The organism is Nitrobacter sp. JJSN (assembly GCF_051912485.1).
In the GTDB taxonomy this organism is placed as follows: Bacteria; Pseudomonadota; Alphaproteobacteria; order Rhizobiales; family Xanthobacteraceae; genus Nitrobacter.
Map to the genome: position 1 here is coordinate 3653817 of NZ_CP196822.1, position 22210 is coordinate 3676026.

General features: G+C 60.9%; 24 protein-coding genes. 10 read left to right on the plus strand and 14 right to left on the minus strand.

The genetic code is table 11. The features are described 5' to 3' along the window. Positions 1-2: 2 nt before the first annotated feature. The 5 genes from rsmI to ACSZOQ_RS17810 all read left to right on the plus strand — a co-directional run bounded on the left by rsmI (position 3) and on the right by ACSZOQ_RS17810 (position 6459). Entirely contained in the window at positions 3-956 is a 954-nt protein-coding gene (gene rsmI / locus ACSZOQ_RS17790; protein WP_439923724.1) for a 16S rRNA (cytidine(1402)-2'-O)-methyltransferase, read from the plus strand. Then, a complete protein-coding gene (locus ACSZOQ_RS17795; RefSeq protein ID WP_439923725.1) occupies positions 943-1350 on the plus strand; it encodes a YraN family protein in 408 nt (135 codons plus the stop codon). The genes rsmI and ACSZOQ_RS17795 overlap by 14 nt, the downstream gene beginning before the upstream one ends. Positions 1351-1397: 47 nt before the next feature. Further along, positions 1398-2339 carry a glutathione synthase gene (gene gshB / locus ACSZOQ_RS17800; RefSeq protein ID WP_439923726.1) on the plus strand — a complete coding sequence of 314 codons (942 nt, stop codon included), beginning with the start codon at positions 1398-1400 and terminating at the stop codon, positions 2337-2339. A 92-nt stretch (positions 2340-2431) separates the two neighbouring features. Beyond that, positions 2432-3961 carry a YifB family Mg chelatase-like AAA ATPase gene (locus ACSZOQ_RS17805; RefSeq protein WP_439923727.1) on the plus strand — a complete coding sequence of 510 codons (1530 nt, stop codon included), beginning with the start codon at positions 2432-2434 and terminating at the stop codon, positions 3959-3961. Positions 3962-4200: 239 nt separating this feature from the next. Further along, positions 4201-6459: a response regulator gene (locus tag ACSZOQ_RS17810; protein WP_439923728.1), complete on the plus strand. Its 2259-nt coding sequence runs from the start codon at positions 4201-4203 to the stop codon at positions 6457-6459. Between the two features lie 91 nt (positions 6460-6550). Here ACSZOQ_RS17810 and coaA read toward each other — a convergent pair whose 3' ends face one another. The 7 genes from coaA to hisB all read right to left on the minus strand — a co-directional run bounded on the left by coaA (position 6551) and on the right by hisB (position 11242). Next, positions 6551-7507: a type I pantothenate kinase gene (coaA, locus tag ACSZOQ_RS17815; protein WP_439923729.1), complete on the minus strand. Its 957-nt coding sequence runs from the start codon at positions 7505-7507 to the stop codon at positions 6551-6553. 17 nt (positions 7508-7524) lie between these two features. Further along, the gene (locus ACSZOQ_RS17820) at positions 7525-7848 is read right to left on the minus strand and encodes a phosphoribosyl-ATP diphosphatase (RefSeq protein ID WP_439923730.1); all 324 of its coding nucleotides are present in this window, start codon (positions 7846-7848) and stop codon (positions 7525-7527) included. Between the two features lie 79 nt (positions 7849-7927). After that, positions 7928-8704: an imidazole glycerol phosphate synthase subunit HisF gene (gene hisF, locus ACSZOQ_RS17825; protein WP_439923731.1), complete on the minus strand. Its 777-nt coding sequence runs from the start codon at positions 8702-8704 to the stop codon at positions 7928-7930. A gap of 15 nt (positions 8705-8719) precedes the next feature. After that, complete coding sequence (hisA, locus tag ACSZOQ_RS17830; RefSeq protein WP_439923732.1) at positions 8720-9469, minus strand: 1-(5-phosphoribosyl)-5-[(5-phosphoribosylamino)methylideneamino]imidazole-4-carboxamide isomerase; 750 nt, start codon at positions 9467-9469, stop codon at positions 8720-8722. Further along, positions 9457-10107 (minus strand): imidazole glycerol phosphate synthase subunit HisH, encoded by a 651-nt coding sequence (gene hisH, locus ACSZOQ_RS17835; protein ID WP_439923733.1) that lies wholly within the window; start codon positions 10105-10107, stop codon positions 9457-9459. The genes hisA and hisH overlap by 13 nt, the downstream gene beginning before the upstream one ends. After that, positions 10104-10622: a DUF2628 domain-containing protein gene (locus ACSZOQ_RS17840; protein ID WP_439923734.1), complete on the minus strand. Its 519-nt coding sequence runs from the start codon at positions 10620-10622 to the stop codon at positions 10104-10106. Before ACSZOQ_RS17840 ends, hisH begins: the two co-directional genes overlap by 4 nt. A gap of 26 nt (positions 10623-10648) precedes the next feature. Continuing rightward, the gene (gene hisB / locus ACSZOQ_RS17845; RefSeq protein ID WP_439923735.1) at positions 10649-11242 is read right to left on the minus strand and encodes an imidazoleglycerol-phosphate dehydratase HisB; all 594 of its coding nucleotides are present in this window, start codon (positions 11240-11242) and stop codon (positions 10649-10651) included. Between the two features lie 451 nt (positions 11243-11693). Here hisB and hslV point away from each other — a divergent pair, with 451 nt between their 5' ends. From hslV to hslU, 3 genes are read left to right on the plus strand one after another with little or no spacing between them, the layout of a single operon-like run. Next, positions 11694-12248: an ATP-dependent protease subunit HslV gene (gene hslV, locus ACSZOQ_RS17850; protein WP_439923736.1), complete on the plus strand. Its 555-nt coding sequence runs from the start codon at positions 11694-11696 to the stop codon at positions 12246-12248. A gap of 59 nt (positions 12249-12307) precedes the next feature. Beyond that, positions 12308-12919 (plus strand): DUF2585 domain-containing protein, encoded by a 612-nt coding sequence (locus tag ACSZOQ_RS17855; protein ID WP_439923737.1) that lies wholly within the window; start codon positions 12308-12310, stop codon positions 12917-12919. Between the two features lie 39 nt (positions 12920-12958). Then, entirely contained in the window at positions 12959-14260 is a 1302-nt protein-coding gene (gene hslU / locus ACSZOQ_RS17860; RefSeq protein WP_439923738.1) for an ATP-dependent protease ATPase subunit HslU, read from the plus strand. Positions 14261-14310: 50 nt separating this feature from the next. Here the strand turns inward: hslU and ACSZOQ_RS17865 are convergent, their stop codons facing one another. Genes ACSZOQ_RS17865 through ACSZOQ_RS17875 form a run of 3 tightly spaced genes read right to left on the minus strand, consistent with a single transcriptional unit; the run spans position 14311 to position 17091 of the window. Continuing rightward, on the minus strand, positions 14311-14892 hold the full coding sequence (locus ACSZOQ_RS17865) for a Smr/MutS family protein (RefSeq protein ID WP_439923739.1): 582 nt from the start codon (positions 14890-14892) through the stop codon (positions 14311-14313). Continuing rightward, positions 14889-16409, minus strand: coding sequence for a murein transglycosylase A (mltA, locus tag ACSZOQ_RS17870; protein WP_439923740.1), 1521 nt, complete (start codon positions 16407-16409; stop codon positions 14889-14891). Before mltA ends, ACSZOQ_RS17865 begins: the two co-directional genes overlap by 4 nt. Then, a complete protein-coding gene (locus ACSZOQ_RS17875) occupies positions 16387-17091 on the minus strand; it encodes a Tim44/TimA family putative adaptor protein (protein ID WP_439923741.1) in 705 nt (234 codons plus the stop codon). The genes mltA and ACSZOQ_RS17875 overlap by 23 nt, the downstream gene beginning before the upstream one ends. Before the next feature lie 424 nt (positions 17092-17515). Here ACSZOQ_RS17875 and secB point away from each other — a divergent pair, with 424 nt between their 5' ends. Continuing rightward, a complete protein-coding gene (secB, locus tag ACSZOQ_RS17880) occupies positions 17516-18013 on the plus strand; it encodes a protein-export chaperone SecB (RefSeq protein WP_439926125.1) in 498 nt (165 codons plus the stop codon). Positions 18014-18189: 176 nt separating this feature from the next. Here secB and dnaQ read toward each other — a convergent pair whose 3' ends face one another. From dnaQ to ACSZOQ_RS17900, 4 genes are all read right to left on the minus strand, one after another. Then, complete coding sequence (dnaQ, locus tag ACSZOQ_RS17885; RefSeq protein WP_439923742.1) at positions 18190-18888, minus strand: DNA polymerase III subunit epsilon; 699 nt, start codon at positions 18886-18888, stop codon at positions 18190-18192. Between the two features lie 122 nt (positions 18889-19010). Beyond that, positions 19011-19610 (minus strand): dephospho-CoA kinase, encoded by a 600-nt coding sequence (gene coaE / locus ACSZOQ_RS17890; RefSeq protein WP_439923743.1) that lies wholly within the window; start codon positions 19608-19610, stop codon positions 19011-19013. 16 nt (positions 19611-19626) lie between these two features. Next, positions 19627-20235 (minus strand): Maf family protein, encoded by a 609-nt coding sequence (locus tag ACSZOQ_RS17895; protein WP_439923744.1) that lies wholly within the window; start codon positions 20233-20235, stop codon positions 19627-19629. 9 nt (positions 20236-20244) lie between these two features. Beyond that, positions 20245-21087 carry a pyruvate, water dikinase regulatory protein gene (locus ACSZOQ_RS17900; protein ID WP_439923745.1) on the minus strand — a complete coding sequence of 281 codons (843 nt, stop codon included), beginning with the start codon at positions 21085-21087 and terminating at the stop codon, positions 20245-20247. A 463-nt stretch (positions 21088-21550) separates the two neighbouring features. Here ACSZOQ_RS17900 and hemJ point away from each other — a divergent pair, with 463 nt between their 5' ends. After that, entirely contained in the window at positions 21551-21970 is a 420-nt protein-coding gene (gene hemJ / locus ACSZOQ_RS17905; protein WP_439923746.1) for a protoporphyrinogen oxidase HemJ, read from the plus strand. Positions 21971-22210: the final 240 nt, after the last annotated feature.

The window sequence follows — 22210 nt, forward strand, 5'->3', positions numbered from 1 at the left end:
GCATGCGCGCAAAATCCGCCTCACTGAAATCGGGCGCCGAAACTCCCGGCATTCGAACTTTTTCCATCGCGGGCCATCAACTGGTTGCTGCCAAGGCTGCACCGGGTCTTTATCTGGTCGCGACGCCGATCGGCAATCTCGGCGACATCACCTTGCGCGCGTTGGAGACACTCGCCGGCGTCGATATCATTGCCTGCGAGGACACCCGCATCACCCGTCGCCTGACCGAACGCTTCTCGATCACAGGCGTGCTCAAGCCCTACCACGACCACAACGCTGCGACGGCCCGGCCGAAAATGCTGGAGCAACTGGCGCAGGGCGCTTCCATCGCGCTGGTCTCCGATGCCGGCACGCCGCTGATTTCCGATCCGGGCTTCAAGCTGGTGCGCGATGTCTGTGCCGCCGGTCATCAGGTCATCGCGCTGCCGGGACCGTCGTCCGTGCTGGCCGCGCTTGCGGTGGCCGCGCTGCCGACGGACCGGTTCTTCTTCGAGGGATTCCTGCCGGCAAAGGAGGTCGCGCGCCGCACGCGCCTTGCCGAACTCGCAAGAATAGATGCCACGCTGGTCATGTTCGAGTCCGGGAGCCGCATCCAGGACTCCTTGCGCAACCTCGCAGCCATCCTCGGCAATCGCGACGCCGCGATCTGCCGCGAACTAACCAAGCTGCACGAGGATATCCGCCGCGCGCCCCTAGCGGAGCTTGCACAAACCGCCGAAACACTCGAAACGCGGGGCGAGTTTGTGCTGGTGGTCGGGCCACCCCCGGCAGATGCAGGCATGATGTCATCCAAAGATCTGGACGATCTGCTGCTGGCCTCGCTGAAGGAAAGCAGCGTCAAGGACAGTGTCGCTCGCGCGGTCGAGATCTCAGGCCGCTCGCGACGCGAAGTTTATGCCCGCGCACTCGAGCTCGCCGGACAAAATCGGGCCAGGGACGACAATGGCCGCACGTAAGGATCGCTCCCCCGAGCGCGCAGAGACAGCAGCGCCCGAGCGCGTCGCAGCCTTCCGTACAGGTATTTCGGCGGAAAGTCGCGCCGCTGCCTATCTGATCGTCAAAGGTTATCGGATTCTGGCGCGCCGGTTTCGCACGCCTCACGGCGAGATCGATATCGTGGCGCGGCGGCGACAGCTTCTCGCCTTCGTCGAAGTCAAGGCCCGTCGCAGCCTCGACGAGGCCGCCTATGCGGTCACGCCGCGGCAACAACAGCGGATCATCGCTGCCGCGCAAGGCTGGCTGATGGCGCATCCCGAGCATGCGACTTTCGAGCTTCGTTTCGACGCAATGCTGATTGCGCCACGACGTCTGCCGCGCCATCTGCTAGGTGCATTCGATGCCAGCACGTAAACTAAGGCGTTCAGGCGTCTTCGATTGAAATCAACCGGACGAGCAAGATGAAATTGAAAGTCGCCGTTCAGATGGACCCCATCGCGCGCATCAACGTTCGCGGCGATTCGACGTTTGCGCTCCTGCTGGAGGCGCAAAGACGCGGCCACGCGGTCTCGTATTACACACCGGACAAACTATCCTTGCGGGGCAAAGACGTAGTCGCTCCGGTTCAGCCGTTGACCGTGCGCGACCAGAACGGCGATCATTTTGCGCTCGGTGATGCAACGCGCACCTATCTGGAATCCTTTGACGTCGTGCTGTTGCGGCAAGACCCGCCGTTCGATCTGGCCTACATCACGACGACTCACTTGCTCGAGCGCATTCATCCGAAGACGCTGGTGGTCAACGACCCGGCAAGCGTGCGTGACGCGCCGGAAAAGCTGTTCGTGATGGATTTCCCCGAACTGATGCCGCCGACGCTGATTTCGCGCGATCTCGACGAGATCAATTCGTTTCGCGCCGAACACGGTGCGGTCGTGATGAAACCGCTGCATGGTCACGGCGGAGCCGCGGTCTTTCGCGTGATGCCGCAAGACATGAATTTCGGATCGCTATTCGACATGTTCTCGGTGACGTTTCGCGAGCCATGGGTGATCCAGCGCTTCCTGCCCGAGGTGAAACAGGGCGACAAGCGCATCATCCTCGTCGACGGCGAATTCGCCGGCGCCGTCAATCGCGTGCCCGCCGCGGATGATCTGCGCTCCAACATGGTCCGTGGCGGCGCGGCACGGGCAACCGATCTGACGCCCCGTGAGCGCGAGATCTGTGAGCGCATCGGTCCGGCGTTGCGCGAGCGCGGACTGCTGTTCGTCGGCATCGATGTCATCGACGGCAATCTCACCGAGATCAACGTCACCTCGCCTACCGGCATCCGCGCGATTGCCACTTTTGGCGGTCCGGACGTTGCAGCGAAAATCTGGGATCGGATCGAGGCGAAACGTTCGTAGCACTGGATGAAAATCCTCGGATGCGCGTTCTCTTAATGTTCTTGTACTCGGGGGAGTTGTAAGCTAGTTTGGCTATGGCAGAGGGGGCGGCCATGGTTCAGCGGGTATCCACCGTCGCGTTTGAGGGCATCGAGGCGCGCGCGGTCGACGTGCAGGTGCAAGTCGCTCCCGGCCTACCCGCCTTCAACATTGTGGGCTTGCCGGACAAAGCCGTGTCCGAGGCTCGGGAGCGGGTGCGGGCTGCCCTGATCGCTTCAGGTCTTGCGCTGCCAGCGAGACGAATCACCGTCAACCTGGCTCCAGCGGATCTGCCCAAGGAAGGCAGCCACTACGATCTCCCGATTGCGCTCGGCCTGATGGCAGCGATCGGAGCCATTCCCTCCGACGCGTTGTCGGGGTTTACGGTGCTCGGCGAACTCGGCCTCGACGGATCAATTGCGGCCGTGGCGGGGGTTCTTCCCGCTGCGATCGGTGCGAATGCGCGCGACGAGGGACTGATTTGCCCCTTGGCCTGTGGCGCGGAGGCGGCCTGGGCGAGCACGGACATTCAGATCATCGCGGCAAGTTCGCTGATCCAGATCGCAAATCATTTCAAGGGGACACAGATTCTGTCCCGGCCGCAGCCCCGGATTCGCGAAACCCAGGGTACCGCTCTCGACCTTCGCGACATCAAGGGACAGGAGAGCGCCAAGCGTGCGCTTGAGATCGCTGCCGCCGGCGGACATCACTTGTTGATGGCCGGCTCTCCGGGCAGCGGCAAATCGATGCTCGCGGCTCGCCTGCCCTCGATCCTTCCGCCACTGTCGCCGACCGAACTCTTGGAAGTGTCGATGATCGCGTCCGTGGCCGGCGAAATCGACGGCGGGGCGCTCACTGCGCGCCGGCCGTTTCGCGCGCCACATCATTCCGCCAGCATGGCCGCGTTGACGGGCGGCGGCACGCGCGCCAAACCCGGTGAGATCTCGCTCGCGCATAATGGCGTACTGTTTCTCGACGAACTGCCGGAGTTCGATCCGCGCGTCCTGGATTCGCTCCGTCAGCCGCTTGAGAACGGCGAAATCGCGGTCTCCCGCGCCAATCACCGCGTGACCTATCCCGCGCGCTTCATGCTGGTGGCGGCGATGAATCCATGCCGTTGCGGCCACGCCTTTGAGCCCGGCTACGCCTGCAAGCGCGGCCGCATCGACCGCTGCACTGCAGATTACCAGACCCGCATTTCCGGACCTCTTCTGGATCGAATCGATCTGCGGATCGAGGTGCCAGCCGTAACCGCCTCCGATCTTATTCTGCCGCCTTCGTCTGAAGGATCGGCCGAAGTCGCAGCCCGTGTTTCCGCGGCACGCGACATTCAGGCGGCACGGTATACTGCACTCGGACTCCCGAAGGTTCGCACCAATGCCGAGGCTCCGGCCGCCGTGCTGGAAAACATCGCGCAACCTGATGCACAGGGGCTGAAGTTGCTGCGCGACGCCGCGGAAAGCATGCGTCTGTCAGCGCGCGGCTATCACCGGGTGCTGCGCGTCGCCCGCACGCTCGACGGCGCCGACACGATCGGCCGGCTGCACCTCGCCGAAGCTCTCTCCTATCGCGCGCTCGCTGACGACGTCAAACGCGCGGCCTGACCGCGGTCTGCTTTTGTCAACGGTCGCCACATCATCGCACGCCGACCGGCCTCGCAGCAGCTCTGTGCTTTTTAAGACGTCGTTAACCCTGTTCACAACGGACAGGATTTAGTCTCGGTCCTCAAGCACTTCGCAACGTCGCCCCCCCATGCTGACGGAGCGCGATGCGCACGCTCTTGCCGGCGGCATCCCGCCCTCCGACAGAAAATGCTGGGCACAAGACGAACTCGGGGTGGTTGATGATAGCGCGATTGTTCTGGATCAAGGCGCGTCTGCGCCGGCTGGTTCGACGATATCCCCGCCTGCATCTTGCTTTTCGGACCTTCACGACTTTCTCTATCGCGTTCGGGGGCGCCTACGGCTTCATTTCCGGAAGCAGAAGTGCCGATTACGACCCGAACACCTTTGCGATGGGCGTTAGCTTCCTCTTCGCGCTGGCGTGTGTCGCGCTGGCGATTCTCAGCATGCGCTTGCGCTGGATGCGCAGGAAGCTTCGCAAGGTCGCTCTTCACAATGAAGCGCTTGCGGATCGCAACTGGGAGCTGAAGGAAGCTGAGGAGCGAGCACGCAGCCTCTTCGAATCGCAGGGCGACCTGATCGTCTTGCGCGACGCGGACGGCCTTATCACCTCGGTCAACGACACCTATTGTGTTCTGGCTCAGCGATCGCGGGCGGAGTTGCTCGGCAGCCGGTTCGCGCTCCCCGTTCTTGAGCAGGGCGAGAGTGCGCTTGAATCGAATGGCACGCGCATCCACGATCAGCGCGTCGAAACCGCGCTTGGTCCGCGGTGGATCGCATGGCGCGAAGGCCTCGTGCGGATCGACGCCAACCATCCGGCGGAAATGCAATGCGTTGGCCGCGATGTCACCAACCGAGCTGAAACAGAGCGCGCGCTTGGTGAAGCACGGGATCACGCAAACGCAGCCAACCGGGCCAAATCGCGCTTCCTGGCGATGACCTCGCACGAGTTTCGCACACCGCTGAACGGCATCATCGGCATGAGCGGATTGTTGCTCGACACCTCGCTCACACCCGAACAGACGACGTATGTCAACGCAGTCAAGGCATCCGGCGACGCGCTGCTGTCGCTGATCGAGGAATTGCTCGACTATTCCAAGATCGAAGCCGGCAAAATCAACCTCGAAAGCCGTCCTTTCGTCCTATCCGACCTGATCGAGGATATCACCGAACTACTGGCGCCGCGTGCGCAGGCGCGGCAACTCGAGATCGCCGCCTATATCGATGAGCAGTTGCCGATCGAAGTGATCGGAGACGCCGCACGATTGCGCCAGGTCCTGCTCAATCTTGCGGGAAATGCCATCAAGTTCACGCCGTCCGGCGGCGTTGCGCTGATCGTCGAGCCCGGCCTCCGGCCAGCGGACATCCGCTTCATGGTTCGCGACACCGGAATCGGCATTGCGCCGGATGCACAGGTGCGGATTTTCCAGGAGTTCGCGCAAGCCGACGAGAAAATTGCGCGCAACTACGGCGGCACGGGCTTGGGATTGAGTATCAGCGACCGCATCGTCAAACAGATGGGCGGACACATCACGCTCGAGAGCAAACCGGGTGTCGGTTCGACATTCGAGGTGTCGATCCCCCTTCCCCCTCACGACAACGCACCGGCGCGACAGCGCTTCTCCGCGCCGGATCTGACAGGGCACCCGATCATGCTGGTGGCCCCTCAGACGATCGAGGCGTCGCTGCTTGCCCGGCGGCTGGAGCGATGGGGCGCCGAGACCTGCACGCTATCGGACATCGCTGTTGCCCACGCCCAGCTTCCGGAGCAGTCGTGGCACACCGTGCTCGTCGATCATGCCATGGGCGCGGAGGATGTCTGGCGATTAGGCCAGGCCGCGTGCCAGCACGCAACGCGGCGGATCGTCATGGTTACGCCGTCGACGAGGCACGACCTTCAGGCCCCCGGCGCGGCGGCGTTTACGGGCTACCTGGTCAAGCCTCTGCGAACCGCGTCGATCGCGGAGCGACTGGCGGCGCCGGCCGACGGCTCGACCACGCTCCAGGCGACCGACTGCCGGCCTGATTGCGATACGCTCGAAGAGTCCGAGGCACCGACCACGGCACCCACGCAAGGCCTTTCGATCCTCGTGGCGGAGGACAACGAGATCAATGCGTTATTGATATGCTCGCTCCTGACCCGCCTCGGGCATGACGTGATCGTCACTACCAACGGCGAGGAAGCGCTTGAATCGTGGGTCGCCGCCGAAACCGCTGATACGCCCTACGACCTCGTCCTGATGGACGTGCAGATGCCGAAACTCGACGGCATCGAGGCCACCAAGAAAATTCGTGAACGGGAAGCCGGCCGTCGCATCCGCCGCACGACCATTCTGGCGCTGACGGCCAACGCGCTGATTGACGATCGTCATGCCTGCTTCGAGGCGGGCATGGATGGTTTTCTCGTCAAACCGCTCGATCGGGACAAGCTGGCCGATGCGCTTGCGCGACTGGTGGCGAGCCGTCACCTCGCGGCCTGAGGGTCTGAATTCAATGCGGTTGAACCCGCCCCTATTTTTGATTGAGCATGATCTCATCCGAAAACCGGTTCCCACTTTTCGGGATCATGCTCTAAAGCCGCCTCAGCGCGACCTGCTCGACGACATGGTCGGCCCCCTTCTTGAGAATCAGGTTCGCCCGCGGCCGCGTCGGCAGAATGTTGTCCTCGAGATTCGCGCGGTTGGTGCGTTCCCAGATTGCGATCGCCGTCGCGGTCGCCTCGTCGTCCGACAGCAGCGCGTAGCGGTGAAAGTAGGATCGCGGGTCGTGGAAGGCCGTATCCCGCAGGGCGAGGAACCGCGTCACGTACCAGTCCCGCAGTACCGGTTCTTCGGCATCGAGATAGACCGAGAAGTCGAAGAAGTCGGAGACCACCGGAACCGCCCTGCCGTCGCGCGGCAGCCGGCCGGTCTGCAGGACGTTGACGCCTTCGACGATCAGGATATCCGGCTGACTGACCTCGATCCAGCTATTGGGCACGATGTCATACGTCAGGTGCGAGTAAACCGGCGCGCGCACCGGCGTGCGGCCCGCCTTGATGTCGCTGAGAAACCCCAGCAGCATCGGCAGATTGTAGCTCTCCGGGAAACCCTTTTTCTGCATCAAGCCATGTCGCTCAAGCACCGCGTTCGGAAACAGAAAGCCGTCGGTGGTGACGAGGTCGACCTTGGGACGGGGAGACCATCGTGCGAGGAGTGCCTGCAGCACGCGGGCCGTGGTCGATTTTCCGACCGCGACCGATCCGGCCACGCCGATGATGTACGGTACCTTGCGATCGTGGATGCCGAGAAACCGGCGTTGGGCGACAAAGAGCCGCTGCATCGACGCCACATAGATTGAAAGCAGCCTGGACAAGGGCAGATAAATTTCTTCGACCTCGGTGAGATCGAGGCGATCATGCATTGACCGCAATGCTGCGATTTCATCGGCAGCCAGCGTCATGGGCATATCGTCGCGCAACTTCGCCCATTCGGCTCGGGAGAAAATCCGATACGGATTGTATTGCTGCTGTTCTGCCCGCAAATCCATGAAGCTCGCCCCCCGGGCTACTCGCGATTGCGTGCGGCCTTCTCTTCGAGTCCCGACATCGTCGTGCGCTGCGCCAAAACAGCCTCGACATCTTCGAGCTTCACACCCCGAGCCTTCAACAGCACAAGGAAGTGAAACATCAGATCGGCGCCCTCGGCGATCAGATGATGCCGGTCATTTTCGATCGCTGCGATCACCGTCTCGACGGCTTCCTCGCCAAACTTCTTGGCGCAATGCCCAGGGCCTTTGTCGAGCAGCTTTCGTGTGTAGGACGCTTCGCCGCCGGATGCGGCCCGAGCGTCGATGATGGCAGCGAGATCATGGATCGTGAAACGCGGCATGCTACTGGTCTCGTCTTCCGCTGCTACACCTGTGAGCGAGATAAGCCCGAAGACTTACCACTTCTGCGCTCCGAAGTCGTCAGGGATCGAGCCGCATCGGTAACCCGGCGCGGGCCATATGATCCTTGGCTTGGCGAATGGTAAATTCCCCGAAATGAAAGATCGACGCGGCAAGAACCGCGGTGGCGTGGCCTTCGCGAATCCCATCCACCAGGTGATCGAGATGGCCGACACCGCCGGACGCGATCACCGGCACGGAGACACTGTCGGCCACCAGCCGGGTCAGCGGCAGATCGAAACCCTGGCGGGTGCCATCGCGATCCATCGAGGTCAGCAGGATCTCGCCGGCGCCGAGCGACACCACCTCGTGTGCATATTCGATCGCATCGATGCCGGTGGATTTGCGGCCGCCATGGGTGAAGATTTCCCAGCGATCCGAGCCGCCGGCCTTTGACACCCGCTTGGCGTCGATCGCGACCACGATGCACTGGTCGCCGAACTTTTCTGCGGCTTCTTTGACGAACTCGCGGCGGCTGACCGCGGCGCTGTTGATCGAGACCTTGTCCGCACCGGAGCGCAGCAAGGTACGAATATCATCGATGGTGCGGACGCCACCGCCAACGGTCACCGGCATGAAGCAGGCCTCCGCCGTGCGCCGGACCACATCGAGCATGATGCCGCGATTTTCGTGCGTTGCTGTGATGTCGAGAAAGGTGAGCTCGTCGGCGCCGGCCGCATCGTATGCGACCGCCGCTTCCACAGGGTCGCCGGCATCGCGCAGGTCCACGAAGTTGACGCCCTTGACGACCCGGCCATCCTTTACATCAAGACAGGGTATGACACGGACCTTGAACATCGCGCGCAAATACCCTCAGGCTGCCGCACGCGCGGCGCGGATCAGCGCCAGCGCCTCGGCCGGATCGAGCCGGCCGTCATAGAGCGCCCGTCCGGCAATGGCGCCTGCGAGTTTCTTCGCGCGCGGCGCAAGCAGCGCCTTCACATCCGCGATGGAGGCGAAGCCGCCGGACGCAATCACCGGAATTGAAATGCTCTCGGCGAGCGCTATCGTGGCGTCGAGGTTGAGACCCTTCAGCAAACCGTCGCGGGCGATATCAGTGAAGATGATCGCCGCGATGCCGGCGTCCTCGAACCGTTGCGCGATCTCGAGCGCGGTGATCTCGGACGTCTCGGCCCAGCCTTCCACCGCGACTTTGCCGTCGCGCGCATCGAGACCGACCGCCACGCGCCCCGGAAATGCCTTGGCGGCTTGCTTAACCAGAACCGGATCGCGCACCGCTGCGGTGCCGATGATGACGCGCGTGATGCCCTTGCCGAGCCAGGCTTCGACGGTCTTCAGGTCCCGAATGCCGCCGCCAAGCTGCACCGGCATGGCGACGTTTTTCAGCATCCGCTCGACCGCGTCGGCATTGACCGGCTTGCCGGCAAAGGCGCCGTCGAGATCGACCACGTGCAGATACTCAAAGCCTTGCGACGCAAAGGCGCGCGCCTGTTCCGCCGGATCGAGATTGAATACGGTCGCGCGCGCCATGTCGCCCTGCTCGAGGCGTACGCACTGACCGTTCTTGAGATCGATGGCGGGAAAAAGAATCACGGCTTCCATCTCAGGAAATTGGCGATCAGCGCCAGCCCGAACCGCTGGCTCTTCTCCGGGTGAAACTGGGTACCGATCGCGGTGTCCTTGCCGACGATAGCCGTCACCGGACCACCGTAATCGGCACGCGCGAGCACATCGGTCTCATTAGCGGCGTTCAGGTGATAGGAGTGCACGAAATAGGCGTGACGGCCTTTCGGTCCCAACGGGAGGCGTTCAAGCACCGGATGATCCCGCACCGGATCGAGCGTATTCCAGCCCATATGCGGAATCTTCAGGCTTTCGTCGCGCGGCGAAATCTTTTCGACGTCACCCGCGATCCAGTTGAGCCCGTCGGTCGTGACGTGCTCCTTGCCCCGCGTCGCCATCAGCTGCATCCCGACGCAAATGCCCAAAAACGGACGCGCCTTGTCGCGCACGACCTCCGTCAGGGCCTGGACCATGCCATCGAGCGCATCGAGCCCCCTGCGGCAATCGGCGAACGCGCCGACGCCGGGCAGCACCACGCGATCAGCCCGGAACACTACGTCTGGATCGCGCGTCACGACGATCTTTTCCAAACCTTCGATGCCGCGCGCCGCGCACTCAAACGCCTTCGCGGCTGAATGAAGATTGCCCGAGCCATAGTCGATGATCGCAGCGGTCACCGCGGAAACCCGGGTTGCGGAAACAGCCCGACAATGTCGCTACGCGGCAATGGCGGTGGCTGGCCCAGAACGTTACGGGTCGGCGGCGGCGCGCCGCGATCGACGGTTGACGGATCGAAGTCCACACCCCGCATCGTCGTCCAGCGATCGAAAAAGCGCCGCTCGGCGGCCTCTTTGTCGTCTGCGATAACAACACCGAGCTGACGCCATTTGCGCCGCGACAACGTCCAGCGCCGCAAGCTTGCCGCTTCCAGTCCCATCAGCATGACGATGACCGCCATAACTGCAAAGCGCACTCCTCCGCCGGCATGCAGCAGCGTCAGCACAACCTCCACCGCGACCGACAGGACGATATAGCCAGCGAACGCCAGCCAAAGCCGTTGATAAAGCAGCCACACCGGACCGAACACAAAGGCCCAGAACGAAAAGCCATCGCGAACGAACACGAACTTGTCCGTAGTGCTGCGCATGTCCGTCCCGTCGACAGGTGGCGCATGGACTGTATATACCGGCATTGCTCTCTCCGCCGACAACAGGACCGTCAGCCGCCGAGCTGACCCTTTGTTGATGGCACTTCGCCCGCAGCGCGCGGATCGATCGCCACCGCTGCACGAAGCGCCCGCGCCAGACCCTTGAAGCAGGATTCGGCTATGTGGTGACTGTTCTCGCCATATAGGGTCTCAACGTGCAAAGTCACGCCTGCATTGCCCGCAAAGGCATTGAACCATTCGCGGACCAGCTCGGTGTCAAACTCGCCCACCTTGTCGCGTGGAAACTCGACCTTGAACACAAGTGCCGGACGGCCCGATATGTCGATCACGACACGGGACAGCGTCTCGTCCATAGGCATATGAACGCTGGCATAGCGGGTGATGCCGGCCATCGTGCCGAGCGCCTGCTTCACCGCCTGGCCGAGCGCGATGCCGACATCTTCCGTGGTGTGGTGATGATCGACGTGAAGGTCGCCTTCGGCCTTGACCGTGATGTCGATGCGCGAATGGCGGGCGAGCAAATCCAGCATGTGGTCAAAAAAGCCGATGCCGGTCGCAACCTTGGACACACCGGAGCCATCGAGGTTCACCGCGACCTCGACGTCGGTTTCCTTGGTTTTGCGCTTAATAGTCGCCGTGCGCATGAAAAGGGCTCTCTATCGTCGCGCATGATCCGCCAAAAGTGTGAGCGGTTTGGCGATAGGATCATGCGCCATTTAACGATCCAGAGCGCGTTCGGAAATCCACTTTTGCTGACCGCGCTCTGGCAAATCGGGGCTCTTTTAACAGGCTCACGGCGCCTTCGCTACTGCGGGACGCGGCATTTTGCCGGTGTTCTTGGGACTATGGTGACTGGTGGAGTGGATTTGACATTCGTGACCCATCTGCCGCGGGCACCGAGATGCGAATGTCAAATCCAAAACTCCACTAGAAACCTATAGTTGCTAGTGGTCCTGCGATTCTAACTTTCGCAAAAATACCTGCTGAAACGGGATGCGAATGTTAGAATCGGACCACTAGAATCCGCCATATCGAACGCCGATTGCAACGCCGCGCCGCAATGCCTAAATCTGGCGGGTCCTAAAAGGGGTTCAGATGCAAGCATCACAGCCAGAGGTCTGGCACGGCACCACGATTTTGACCGTCCGCAAGGGCGGCAAGGTTGTCATTGGCGGAGATGGCCAGGTCTCGATCGGCCAGACCGTCATCAAATCCAATGCGAAGAAGGTCCGGAAGCTCGGAAAAGGCGACGTCATCGGTGGATTCGCCGGCGCCACTGCCGACGCCTTCACGCTGTTCGAGCGGCTGGAGAGCAAGCTCGAGCAGTATCCCGGTCAGCTCACCCGCGCCGCGGTCGAACTCGCCAAGGACTGGCGCACCGACCGCTATCTGCGGCGGCTCGAAGCCATGATGCTCGTCGCGGACAAGGATGTGTCATTGGTTCTGACCGGCACCGGGGACGTTCTGGAGCCGGAAGCCGGCGTGATGGCGATCGGCTCTGGGGGAAACTACGCGCTTTCCGCCGCGCGGGCGCTGATCGATTCCGACAAGGATGCGGAAACGATTGTCCGTCGTTCTCTCGATATCGCTGCCGACATCTGCGTTTATACCAACCGCAACCTGACCATCGAGATGTTGTCCACGGATTGAGCGATGCCGAGCTCCGCATTCCGCCAGATATCCCGCACCCTCTCGATGACGCGCGACGTATGAGCGCCTTGACAGGTCGAACCGATCCCGTCCCGCCATCAAGTCCTTCACTCGGCAACGGGATTGCAATCGCGCTCGGCCTGATCCTGCTTCAAGCCGCAATTCTCTATGGCATGGGCCGGGTCCCGATCTGCACCTGCGGCTACGTCAAGATCTGGCATGGCGTCGTGCAGAGCTCCGAGAATTCGCAGCACCTCACCGACTGGTACACATTTTCACATGTCTTGCATGGCTTCCTGTTCTATGGCGCAACGTGGCTGATCCTGCCCCGCGCCCCATGGATCACCCGCCTGTTGCTCGCGATGGTGATCGAGGGCGCATGGGAGATTACCGAGAACTCACCCTGGATCATCGATCGCTATCGTGCAGCCACCATCTCTCTGGACTACTACGGCGACAGCATCGTCAATTCGGTATCTGACACGCTGGCCATGGTTGTTGGATTTGTGCTTGCGCGCAAACTGCCGGTTGCTTTGACGATCGCGCTGGCAGTGCTGTTTGAGGTGCTGGTCGGGCTGCATATCCGTGACAACCTGACCCTCAATATCATCATGCTGATCCACCCCTTCGAAGCCATCCGGCACTGGCAGGCCGGGCCGCCCATCATTTGACCGCTTGTTCCCGCAACGATTCAACATATCTTCGAGATCATGATGCACTTCTCTCCTCGCGAAATCGTTTCCGAACTCGACCGTTTCATCGTCGGCCAGACCGACGCCAAGCGCGCCGTGTCCATCGCCTTGCGCAATCGCTGGCGGCGCCAGCAGTTGACCGGACCGCTGCGCGAGGAAGTGCTGCCGAAAAACATCCTGATGATCGGCCCGACCGGCGTCGGCAAGACGGAAATCGCGCGGCGGCTGGCAAAGCTTGCCAACGCACCGTTCCTCAAGGTCGAGGCCACGAAGTTCACCGAAGTCGGATATGTCGGGCGCGATGTCGAACAGATCGTACGCGATCTCGTGGAGGTCGCGATCAACCAGACCCGCGAGCGCAAGCGCAAGGACGTTCAGGCGCGCGCGCAGCTTGCCGCGGAGGAGCGTGTTCTCGATGCCCTGGTCGGCGCCAATGCAAGCGCCGCCACGCGCGATTCCTTTCGCAAGAAGCTGCGGGCCGGTGAACTCAACGACAAGGAAATCGAGATCGAGACGCAATCCTCCGGCGGATCGCCGATGTTCGAGATTCCGGGGATGCCGGGTGCGCAGGTCGGCGCGATCTCGATCGGCGATATTTTCGGCAAGATGGGCGGGCGAACCAAGACCCGCCGACTGACCGTCGAGGACTCCTACGAAATTCTGGTCAACGAGGAATCCGACAAGCTGCTCGACAGCGACCAGCTCACGCAGGAGGCCATCGCCGCGGTCGAGAACAACGGCATCGTGTTTCTCGACGAGATCGACAAGATTTGCGTGCGCGACGGCCGCAGCGGTGGCGACGTGTCCCGCGAAGGCGTGCAGCGCGACCTGCTGCCGTTGATCGAGGGAACGACAGTCTCCACTAAACATGGTGCGGTCAAGACCGACCATATCCTGTTCATCGCGTCAGGAGCGTTTCACATTGCCAAACCGTCGGATCTGCTGCCCGAGTTGCAGGGTCGGCTGCCGATCCGCGTCGAACTTGACGCTCTGACGCCCAACGACATGCGGCGCATCCTGACCGAGCCCGAAGCCTCGCTCATCAAGCAGTATATCGCATTGATGCAGACCGAGGGCGTCACGCTCGACATCACCAATGATGCCGTCGATGCGCTTGCGGATATTGCGGTCGCGGTAAATTCCACGGTCGAGAACATCGGTGCACGACGGCTGCAGACCGTCATGGAGCGGGTGCTCGACGATATCTCGTTCACGGCCCCTGACCGCAACGGCGAAACGGTTCGCATCGACGCTGGATATGTCCAGAAGCATATCGGCGACTTGGCCAAGAACGCCGATCTGAGCCGATTTATTCTCTAGAGTCTGATTGAGCATGATCTTATCCGAAAACCGGTTTCCACTTTTCGGGATCATGCTCTAGCGCGCCGCAAACGCACGTAGAGCGCGCCCTCGCCGCCATGACCGGTATGCGCCTCGTCGAAGCTGGCGACCAGCGATCGGAACTCCGGAAGGGCGAACCATTGCGGGACCTGCCGGCGAAGCACGCCGCGTTCGGAGTCCGGTCCCGTTGTGCGGCCTTTGCCGGTAACGACGAGCACGAAGGTGAGGCCGTCACCCGAGGCATTCTGCAGAAAACGCAGCAGAGCGCTATGCGCCCGTGTCTGCGTCATGCCATGCAGGTCGATCCGGGCATCGATGTCTTTCCGCCCCCGCGACAATTGCGATCGCTCGCGGCGGGTGAGCGACGCCGGCGGCGGCGGACTCTTGCGTTTGACGATTATCCCGCTGGGCGAAATCAGTTTTGGTGTGGCCGCGAGCTTCACAGCCCCGCTGGATTCCAAATCCGGCGCCACCTCGGATTTGACCGGCCGACGTCGCTTGCGCAACGGTCTGGTCTGCCCGGCGACGCTCTCCCACAACTGACGTTCGTCATCCGAAAGAACGCGCTGGCGGCGAGGTCGTGCGGATACATCCGGCGACGGGCGTTTCATCGTGCCGGGCGATGCCAGTGTCGGCGGTGATGGTGATGACGCCGCGGGCGACGATCCGACCTGACCTCGGGTCGTGCCGCCGGCAGCCGAGCCGCTTCTGACGACACGGCTTTTCCCGCGGACACGGGCGCAGTCCCGGCCGGCTCGCCCGCCGGGGTTACAGGTGACGATGCGGGGTGTTGCGGGGCGGCCTTGCGGTCGTCCGGCTTCTGAGTCTTCGGCGGAAACAGTTTTGCGATCCTTGCCGACGGCCGGATTTCGGGAAGCGGCATGGTTCTGCCGCGAGCGAGGGGATCGAGGCTGTTCGGGACAAGCATGACGAAGTGCATGCTGTGACGCAGACGGCCCGACACCCGCCCTGCTTCCGGACCTGCGCCGAAGTAAAGGTCGGCGCGCGCCGGGCCAAGAATCGCCGAGCCGGTATCCTGCGCGATCATCAGTCGATGGAACGGCGTTTTCGCCTGTTCGGATTCGATCGGCAACTCGCCTTCGATGAAGAACGGTGTGCCATAGACATGCAGCGATTTATCGACCGCGATCGACCGGCCCGGCGCCAGCGGCACACCCTGTGCGCCGACCGCCTCGTCATTGTCCGAGAGCTTCACCTCGCGGAAGAAGACATATGACCGATTTTGGCGGCGCAGTTCGGTGGCGCCATCCGGGTTTTCATTCATCCACTGCCTGATGCGCTGCATCGACATCTGATCCTTCGGGATGATGTTGCGTTCAATCAGGATACGGCCGACGGCAGTATACGGATATCCGTTATAGGAATCATAATTGATGCGCAGCGTCGAGCCATCCTCGAGCCGAACGCGCGCAGAACCCTGGATTTGCGTAAAGAGCAGATCGGTCTGGCTCTTGAGCCAGCAGATTTCAAGGCCGCGGCCTGCGATCGCGCCATCCTCGATTTCGGCGCGATCGAAGTAAGGGACCAGTTTTCGGCGGCCTATCTTGCGATACACCGGCCCGTTGTTCGGCAGGCTTGATGCGCTCTGCGTGAATCCCCGGACGAACAGATTCGAAGGTCGCCGATAAACCGGCACGGTGTAGACGTCCGTCCTGGTGCGCGATCCGTCGATGATCGGCTCGTAATAGCCCGTGACAAAGCCGTCAGTCTCGCCGAGACGTGAAATTCGCACCGCCCGGAAACGGGTTTCGAAGAAAGCGCGGGCTTTGGCATCGTTCGAAATATCCGCGATTTTCGCGGCGCGGCACGGCTCCCGCAATGACACACCGAGCGCCTTCTGGCCGACCTCCGCGATCCGCCGAGCCGTAACCGCACGGCAACTCGCGCGAAATGCCTTGAATGCATCAAGATGATTGTCGTCGTTCCAGCCGGCGATATCGGACCATGCGACCGGCATATATTGACCGCCCGTGATCTCGAGCGGCCAATCCGGACGATGACGGCTGTCATGAGCTTCGACAGCGACCGGCACAAGCGCCACCGCGACGCAAAATCCGACGGCGCACCTTTTTAACCGATAACGGTCAGCTGGCGCTTCCGGTGCCAACCAGTTTCCAGTTCGGATCGCGCGAAGAGATATCGCGGGCAAATGTCCAAACATCCGTGATATCGGAAATCTTCTCAGGGTTTCCGTCGACAATTGCTCCGGTCTTGTCGCGGGTGATCGAAATCATCTGCGAGGTGAAGCGAACCGTCAGTTGTTCCGCACCATCCCGCACTTCCGCGCCAATCAGCTCAACTTTGTCGATTGAGACAAATCGCGTTTCCGTCTGCTGTTCGAGTTTCTCCCGATCCTTGATCGCGGCATCGAAGCTTTCATAGACGTCCGACGACAGCAGGTCCTTCAAGGTCCGGCGATCCCCGTTGGCGAATGCCAGCACAATCATCTCATAGGCGCTGCGTGCGCCACTGAGAAAATGCTTCGGATCGAAGGACGAATCCTGACCCGCGATGGCATCGAGCCCGAGGGCGAGGGGCGTGCCGGGCTCGGCCAGATTTTTCCAGCGATCGGAGGTGAACGTCGCATCGCCCGCAGGCGCCGATGACGCCTGATCGATCACGGTACCGGGCATCGGGACAACGTTGTTGTCCTGCGCGCCATGCAGGACTTCCCGCGTAGCACGGTCGTAAGGCGGCCGCTCACTTCCCGTGCGCTGTCCCAGAACACTGCGGAGACGCAGAAAGATAAAGACCGCCAGCGCCAGGAAAATGATGGTGTAAATATCCACGTCGTCTTCACTTTCTGATCGGTCTGGTTCTCGTCCGACGAACAAACGTCCAGCGGGGGCCACAGGTTCGCATCAGACGGCTTCGATAATGTAGGTACGAAACCCGCTCCGGCCAAGGGCGCGTTTTAGCACAACCAACCGGATCAGCGAGCGGTCTCCTTAACTGCCGCCTCTAAAAAATGATAGCGCGTTTCCGATCAAAGGGGAAATCCGATTGCCGGGAGAAAGCGCGTTCCCTCAACAGTTTAAGTCGCCAGACGGCGCAAACGGCGGCGGCTAAGGGACCCGAAGCTTCCCGGCGCATTCCGCCGTCCTTGTGGACAGCGGTACGCTTATGATAGCCACTCGCCCCGACGCGGCAATTTGCCCCTTCAAACAAGCCGATCATCCCAGACTTCGCTGGAACGTTCCAGGAGAGACATCCATGACTAACGGCAACGGCACACCTCCCGAGGAGGGTCCTTCACCCCAGCTGAATGTGCTGGCGCAGTATACCAAGGATCTCTCTTTCGAGAATCCCAATTCGCCCGCCTCGCTCACCCCCCAGCAACAGCCGCCGTCGATCAGCGTCCAGATCAATGTCGGCGCCGGCTCCGTGGCGGAGAATGACTATGAGGTCGTGCTTAAAGTCGAGGGTAAGGCCGAACATAGCGGCAAGCTGATGTTCAGTTTCGAACTGGCCTATGCGGGTGTGTTCCGGATTACCAACGTTCCTCAGGAAAATATTCACCCGCTGGTCATGATCGAATGCCCGCGGCTGTTGTTCCCATTCGCCCGCGAAATCGTTGCGACATTTGTTCGCGATGGCGGATTTCCACCGCTGATGCTCGATCCCATCGATTTCGTGAGCCTGTATCGGCAAAACATGGAACGCCAAGCAGCGGCACAAGAAGCGCAACAGGCGCAACAAAAGCCGAGCTAGTGGAGTGAATTTGACATTCGCTGTCCGCTTTGCGGCAATCCCTGCAAGCGAGTGTCGAATTCAACACTCGATTAAAACCTATGGTTGCCGACTTCTGATTCTAACATTTGCATAAACGTCAGAGACGGGGATGCACATGCTAGAATCGGACAGGCCCTGCCCGACGCAAGCTAGCCTCAAACCTCCGTCCGGACGAATTCCTTCCAGATCGCTTTCTCTCCGAGCGTAGCGACGAAATCCCGATGCGCGATGCGGTCGGCATCGGTCACGCGCGGCGCCAGGGGCACAGCTCGCTGACGTCTTGGCATATCCAAAGTTCCGCCGGTTTGGCGGGGCGTGGTTTCCGCCAGAATCAATTGCGACTGCCGCGCGCCGATCAGATCGACATAGACCTCCGCGAGCAGTTCGGCGTCGAGCAATGCACCGTGTTTGGTCCGGCGACTATTGTCGATGGCGTAACGCGAGCACAGATCGTCGAGCCGGTTCGATACGCCGGGATGCTTCCGCCGCGCCAGCAGCAGCGTATCCACCAGCCGGTCGCGCCCGATCGCCTGCCTTTTGAGGCGATCAAGCTCCGCATTGATGAAGCTGATATCGAACGATGCGTTGTGAATGACGAGTGGCGCATCACCGACAAATTCCAGAAACTCATCCACGATCTGCGCAAATAGCGGTTTGTCGGCAAGGAACTCGCTCGACAGGCCGTGTACCGCGAACGCCTCCTGCGGCATGTCGCGTTCCGGATTGATATAGCGGTGAAACGCTTGCCCCGTCGGCATGCGGTTGAAGATCTCAACGCATCCGATCTCGACCAGACGATCGCCTCGCAGCGGGTCCAGGCCGGTCGTTTCCGTGTCGAGAACGATTTCGCGCATGAGCTTTCGTGAAAATTATTGCGTTTTCGAGCGACGGATCCGGTTTGCGTAAAGAAAACGCGTCAAAATAAAAACTGGAGCCCGGATTTGATTCCATCACGTCTGGTAATGGCTTCCGCGAATCAGGATCGCCGTTGCGGCATTTTATCAGCCTCCGCCAGGATTTCCCGGATTTGCGCGCGCACATCGTCAAGACCATGCGAAGTATCCACTACGAAATCCGCCCGCTTGCGTTTTTCAGCGTCCGGCAACTGCCGGGCCAGAATCGCATCCAGCTTTTCGTCCGTCATGTTGCCCCGGGCCAGAATGCGCCCGCGTTGAACATCCGGTGTTGTGGAAACAACGACGACGGCATCGACAGACTTTTCCCCACCGGTTTCAAACAGCAGCGGCACATCCACCACCGCCACCTCAGCACCCGATCGCTCCGCCTGGTCGAGAAACGCCTGGCGGTAGGCATGCAGCATCGGATGCACGATCTGCTCGAGCAGCTTCATGGCCGCAGCGTCGTGCACGACTTTCGCCGATAATTTCTCGCGGTCGACCTTGCCGTTGACCGTCGTTCCGGGAAACGCCGCCTCGATGGCCGGAGCCGCCTCCCCTTCATAGAGTTTGTGAACGGCCGCGTCCGCATCGTAAACCGGCACCCCGGCTTCCGAAAAAAGCTTCGCGGTGGTCGATTTTCCCATTCCGATCGATCCGGTCAGCCCAAGCACCAGCATGTCCGAACTTCCGATATCACAGTGACAGCAACCCTTGACCGCGCAGAAAAGCAAGCAGCGGCAACAGCGGCAAGCCCAGAATGGTGAAATGATCGCCCTCGATCCGGCTGAACAGATGGACGCCCAGGTTCTCGAGCTGATAGGCGCCGACGCTGGCCGTGGCCGCATCGCCAACCGCGTTCAGATAGGCCTCGATCGTGTCCTCGCTCAGCTCCCGCATTGTCATGCGGGCAGCCGATACGTCTTCAAAGAGCGGCCTACCATCGCGTACGATCGCGGCACCAGCGTGCAAGATGTGAGTTCGGCCAGACAGCGCACGCAGATGTGCCGCCGCCGCCGCGCGTCCGACCGGTTTGTTGAACAGGAGACCGTCGCATTCGAGTGTCTGATCCGCCCCGATGACGTAGCGGCCGGGCGAGCGCAACGAAACCTCACGAGCTTTTTCGAAAGCCAGGCGAACGGCGATCTCACCGCCCGTCGTCAGGCCGGAGCTTTGCTGAATGGCTCGCTCGTCGATCGCTGCCGGTATGACCTCGAATGATAGGCCGGCATTGGCGAGCAATGCCTGACGCACCTGGCTTTGGGATGCCAGTATCAAGGGTTTTGGTTCGCGCCAGACCGCCATCTCCGGTCCTTACTCCGGCCGCTGCTGTCGTTGCCGGTCGGCAAACAGCTTCATGATCGCAGCGGCGGTCTCCTCGATCGACCGGCGCGTCACATCCAGTTGAACCCAGTCGTGCTTCACACTCAGACGGCGGGCATAGGTCACCTCATCGGCAACCGATTGTCGATCGATATAGGTCTCATTGCCGGCCCCCGACCCTATGCTCAACAGCCGATTCTGGCGGACCTGAATGAGACGCTCCGGCGCCGCATGAAGGCTGACGACCAGGGGCTTCCTTAACGTTTCCAGTTGGCGCGGGATGGCGATGCCCGGCACCAGCGGCACGTTCGCAGTACGGACGCCACGGTTGGCAAGGTAGATCGACGTCGGCGTTTTCGATGTGCGCGACACGCCCACCAGAACAACGTCCGCCTCCTCCAGACCTTCGACGTGCTGTCCGTCGTCATGCATCATGGTGTAGTTCAAGGCGTCAATGCGCTTGAAATAATCTGCATTCAGCGTGTGCTGTGCACCGACGCGGCCGGTCGTGGCAGCGCCGAGATAGGCCTGAAACAACTGCATCACGGGGCCGATAATTGAAAGGCTGGGGCTGTTGATCTCCTGGCACTTGGCTTCGAGACGCGCCACCAGATCCTTTTCCAGAAGCGTGAACAGGACGATTCCCGGCGCTTCCTCGATTTCCGTGAGAACGCGGTCGAGTTGCTTCTGGCTGCGCACCAACGGGTAGACATGTTCAACAGGCGTGACATTGGCATATTGGGCCGCCACCGCACGCGACACCGTGATCAGCGTTTCACCGGTCGAATCAGACACCAGATGAAGATGAAAATTGCTGCCGGTGATGGGCGCCATGACCCTGTATACCCTGTGTATCGCTGTGGAGTTTGAGCCGCGATACGGCTCATCCGGCAAGGACCATGGGATAACCGGGATTTTTCTTCACAGATCTCGTGAAGGGAAAACTCCATCGACTTCGGCAAATGATAGTGGGGTTGTGTGGACTTGTCTCTTGATAATCATGTGCGAATGACATGCAAGCCTTTGAGACTGCGACGATCTCGGGATCGACGACCTGGCTGCAACGAATTCCCGGACAGTGTGAAGAAGCTTTTGAAAAAGCAAGGACAGCGTTGCGCCGGCCTAATTCACCGCCACTTAGACTCAAACCTAAGAATCTAAAAATGGTTATTTAGATAAAGAGTCGCTTGCGGATATCGCCTTGATCGGGTCTCTATCCGTCACCGGAGCAACGCTGACATGCGTCAGATGTTCCAGCAGATTGTGACGGGTCAGGACACTCTGAGCGAGACGACCGATGTACGAGTGGATCAAGGCGTTTCATGTGATTGCCGTCATTTCCTGGATGGCAGGAATGCTCTATCTGCCACGGCTTTTCGTTTATCACTGCGATGCGGAGATTGGCTCGAAGCAATCCGAGACATTCAAAGTGATGGAGCGGCGGCTCTTCAAGGCGATCATCAATCCCGCAATGATGGTGGCCTGGGGGCTCGGGCTTTATATGATGTGGGCGCACCACTGGTATTCAGCGGGCTGGTTTCAAGGAAAGCTGGTGCTCGTGATCCTGATGTCCGGCATTCACGGCTTTTTCGCCCGCCGTGTGAGGGATTTTGCTGCCGACCGGAATACGAAGAGTCATAGATTCTATCGTATTATCAACGAGGTAGTAACAATTCTGATGGTAGGCATCGTTATTCTGGTCATCGTCAAGCCTTAGGCGGTAAAGGCAGACCCGATTGATAGGGATGCATTCTGGGCCGTTGTCGAGCCGTTTGCGGACGGCAGCGGTCGACTAAAGAGATCGGTTCACTTCCCTTGCACGAAGACGATCAATTTTCTATATTGCGGTTATCCCACCCCAAGCAGGCGGATGTGGTCGCGTTCCGGTTTCCTTAATCAAACCGGCGCCACGTCAGGTGTGAAGCCTTTCGGCCCCTCCTCGCCCAAGGTTTTTTTC

Excerpts from the sequence above, each read along its gene's own strand:
- rsmI (WP_439923724.1), top strand. The coding sequence starts at position 3 with ATGCGCGCAAAATCCGCCTCACTGAAATCGGGCGCCGAAACTCCCGGC.
- ACSZOQ_RS17795 (WP_439923725.1), top strand. The coding sequence starts at position 943 with ATGGCCGCACGTAAGGATCGCTCCCCCGAGCGCGCAGAGACAGCAGCG.
- gshB (WP_439923726.1), top strand. The coding sequence starts at position 1,398 with ATGAAATTGAAAGTCGCCGTTCAGATGGACCCCATCGCGCGCATCAAC.
- ACSZOQ_RS17805 (WP_439923727.1), top strand. The coding sequence starts at position 2,432 with ATGGTTCAGCGGGTATCCACCGTCGCGTTTGAGGGCATCGAGGCGCGC.
- ACSZOQ_RS17810 (WP_439923728.1), top strand. The coding sequence starts at position 4,201 with ATGATAGCGCGATTGTTCTGGATCAAGGCGCGTCTGCGCCGGCTGGTT.
- coaA (WP_439923729.1), bottom strand. The coding sequence starts at position 7,507 with ATGGATTTGCGGGCAGAACAGCAGCAATACAATCCGTATCGGATTTTC.
- ACSZOQ_RS17820 (WP_439923730.1), bottom strand. The coding sequence starts at position 7,848 with ATGCCGCGTTTCACGATCCATGATCTCGCTGCCATCATCGACGCTCGG.
- hisF (WP_439923731.1), bottom strand. The coding sequence starts at position 8,704 with ATGTTCAAGGTCCGTGTCATACCCTGTCTTGATGTAAAGGATGGCCGG.
- hisA (WP_439923732.1), bottom strand. The coding sequence starts at position 9,469 with ATGGAAGCCGTGATTCTTTTTCCCGCCATCGATCTCAAGAACGGTCAG.
- ACSZOQ_RS17840 (WP_439923734.1), bottom strand. The coding sequence starts at position 10,622 with ATGCCGGTATATACAGTCCATGCGCCACCTGTCGACGGGACGGACATG.
- hisB (WP_439923735.1), bottom strand. The coding sequence starts at position 11,242 with ATGCGCACGGCGACTATTAAGCGCAAAACCAAGGAAACCGACGTCGAG.
- hslV (WP_439923736.1), top strand. The coding sequence starts at position 11,694 with ATGCAAGCATCACAGCCAGAGGTCTGGCACGGCACCACGATTTTGACC.
- ACSZOQ_RS17855 (WP_439923737.1), top strand. The coding sequence starts at position 12,308 with ATGAGCGCCTTGACAGGTCGAACCGATCCCGTCCCGCCATCAAGTCCT.
- hslU (WP_439923738.1), top strand. The coding sequence starts at position 12,959 with ATGATGCACTTCTCTCCTCGCGAAATCGTTTCCGAACTCGACCGTTTC.
- ACSZOQ_RS17865 (WP_439923739.1), bottom strand. The coding sequence starts at position 14,892 with ATGAAACGCCCGTCGCCGGATGTATCCGCACGACCTCGCCGCCAGCGC.
- secB (WP_439926125.1), top strand. The coding sequence starts at position 17,516 with ATGACTAACGGCAACGGCACACCTCCCGAGGAGGGTCCTTCACCCCAG.
- dnaQ (WP_439923742.1), bottom strand. The coding sequence starts at position 18,888 with ATGCGCGAAATCGTTCTCGACACGGAAACGACCGGCCTGGACCCGCTG.
- coaE (WP_439923743.1), bottom strand. The coding sequence starts at position 19,610 with ATGCTGGTGCTTGGGCTGACCGGATCGATCGGAATGGGAAAATCGACC.
- ACSZOQ_RS17895 (WP_439923744.1), bottom strand. The coding sequence starts at position 20,235 with ATGGCGGTCTGGCGCGAACCAAAACCCTTGATACTGGCATCCCAAAGC.
- ACSZOQ_RS17900 (WP_439923745.1), bottom strand. The coding sequence starts at position 21,087 with ATGGCGCCCATCACCGGCAGCAATTTTCATCTTCATCTGGTGTCTGAT.
- hemJ (WP_439923746.1), top strand. The coding sequence starts at position 21,551 with ATGTACGAGTGGATCAAGGCGTTTCATGTGATTGCCGTCATTTCCTGG.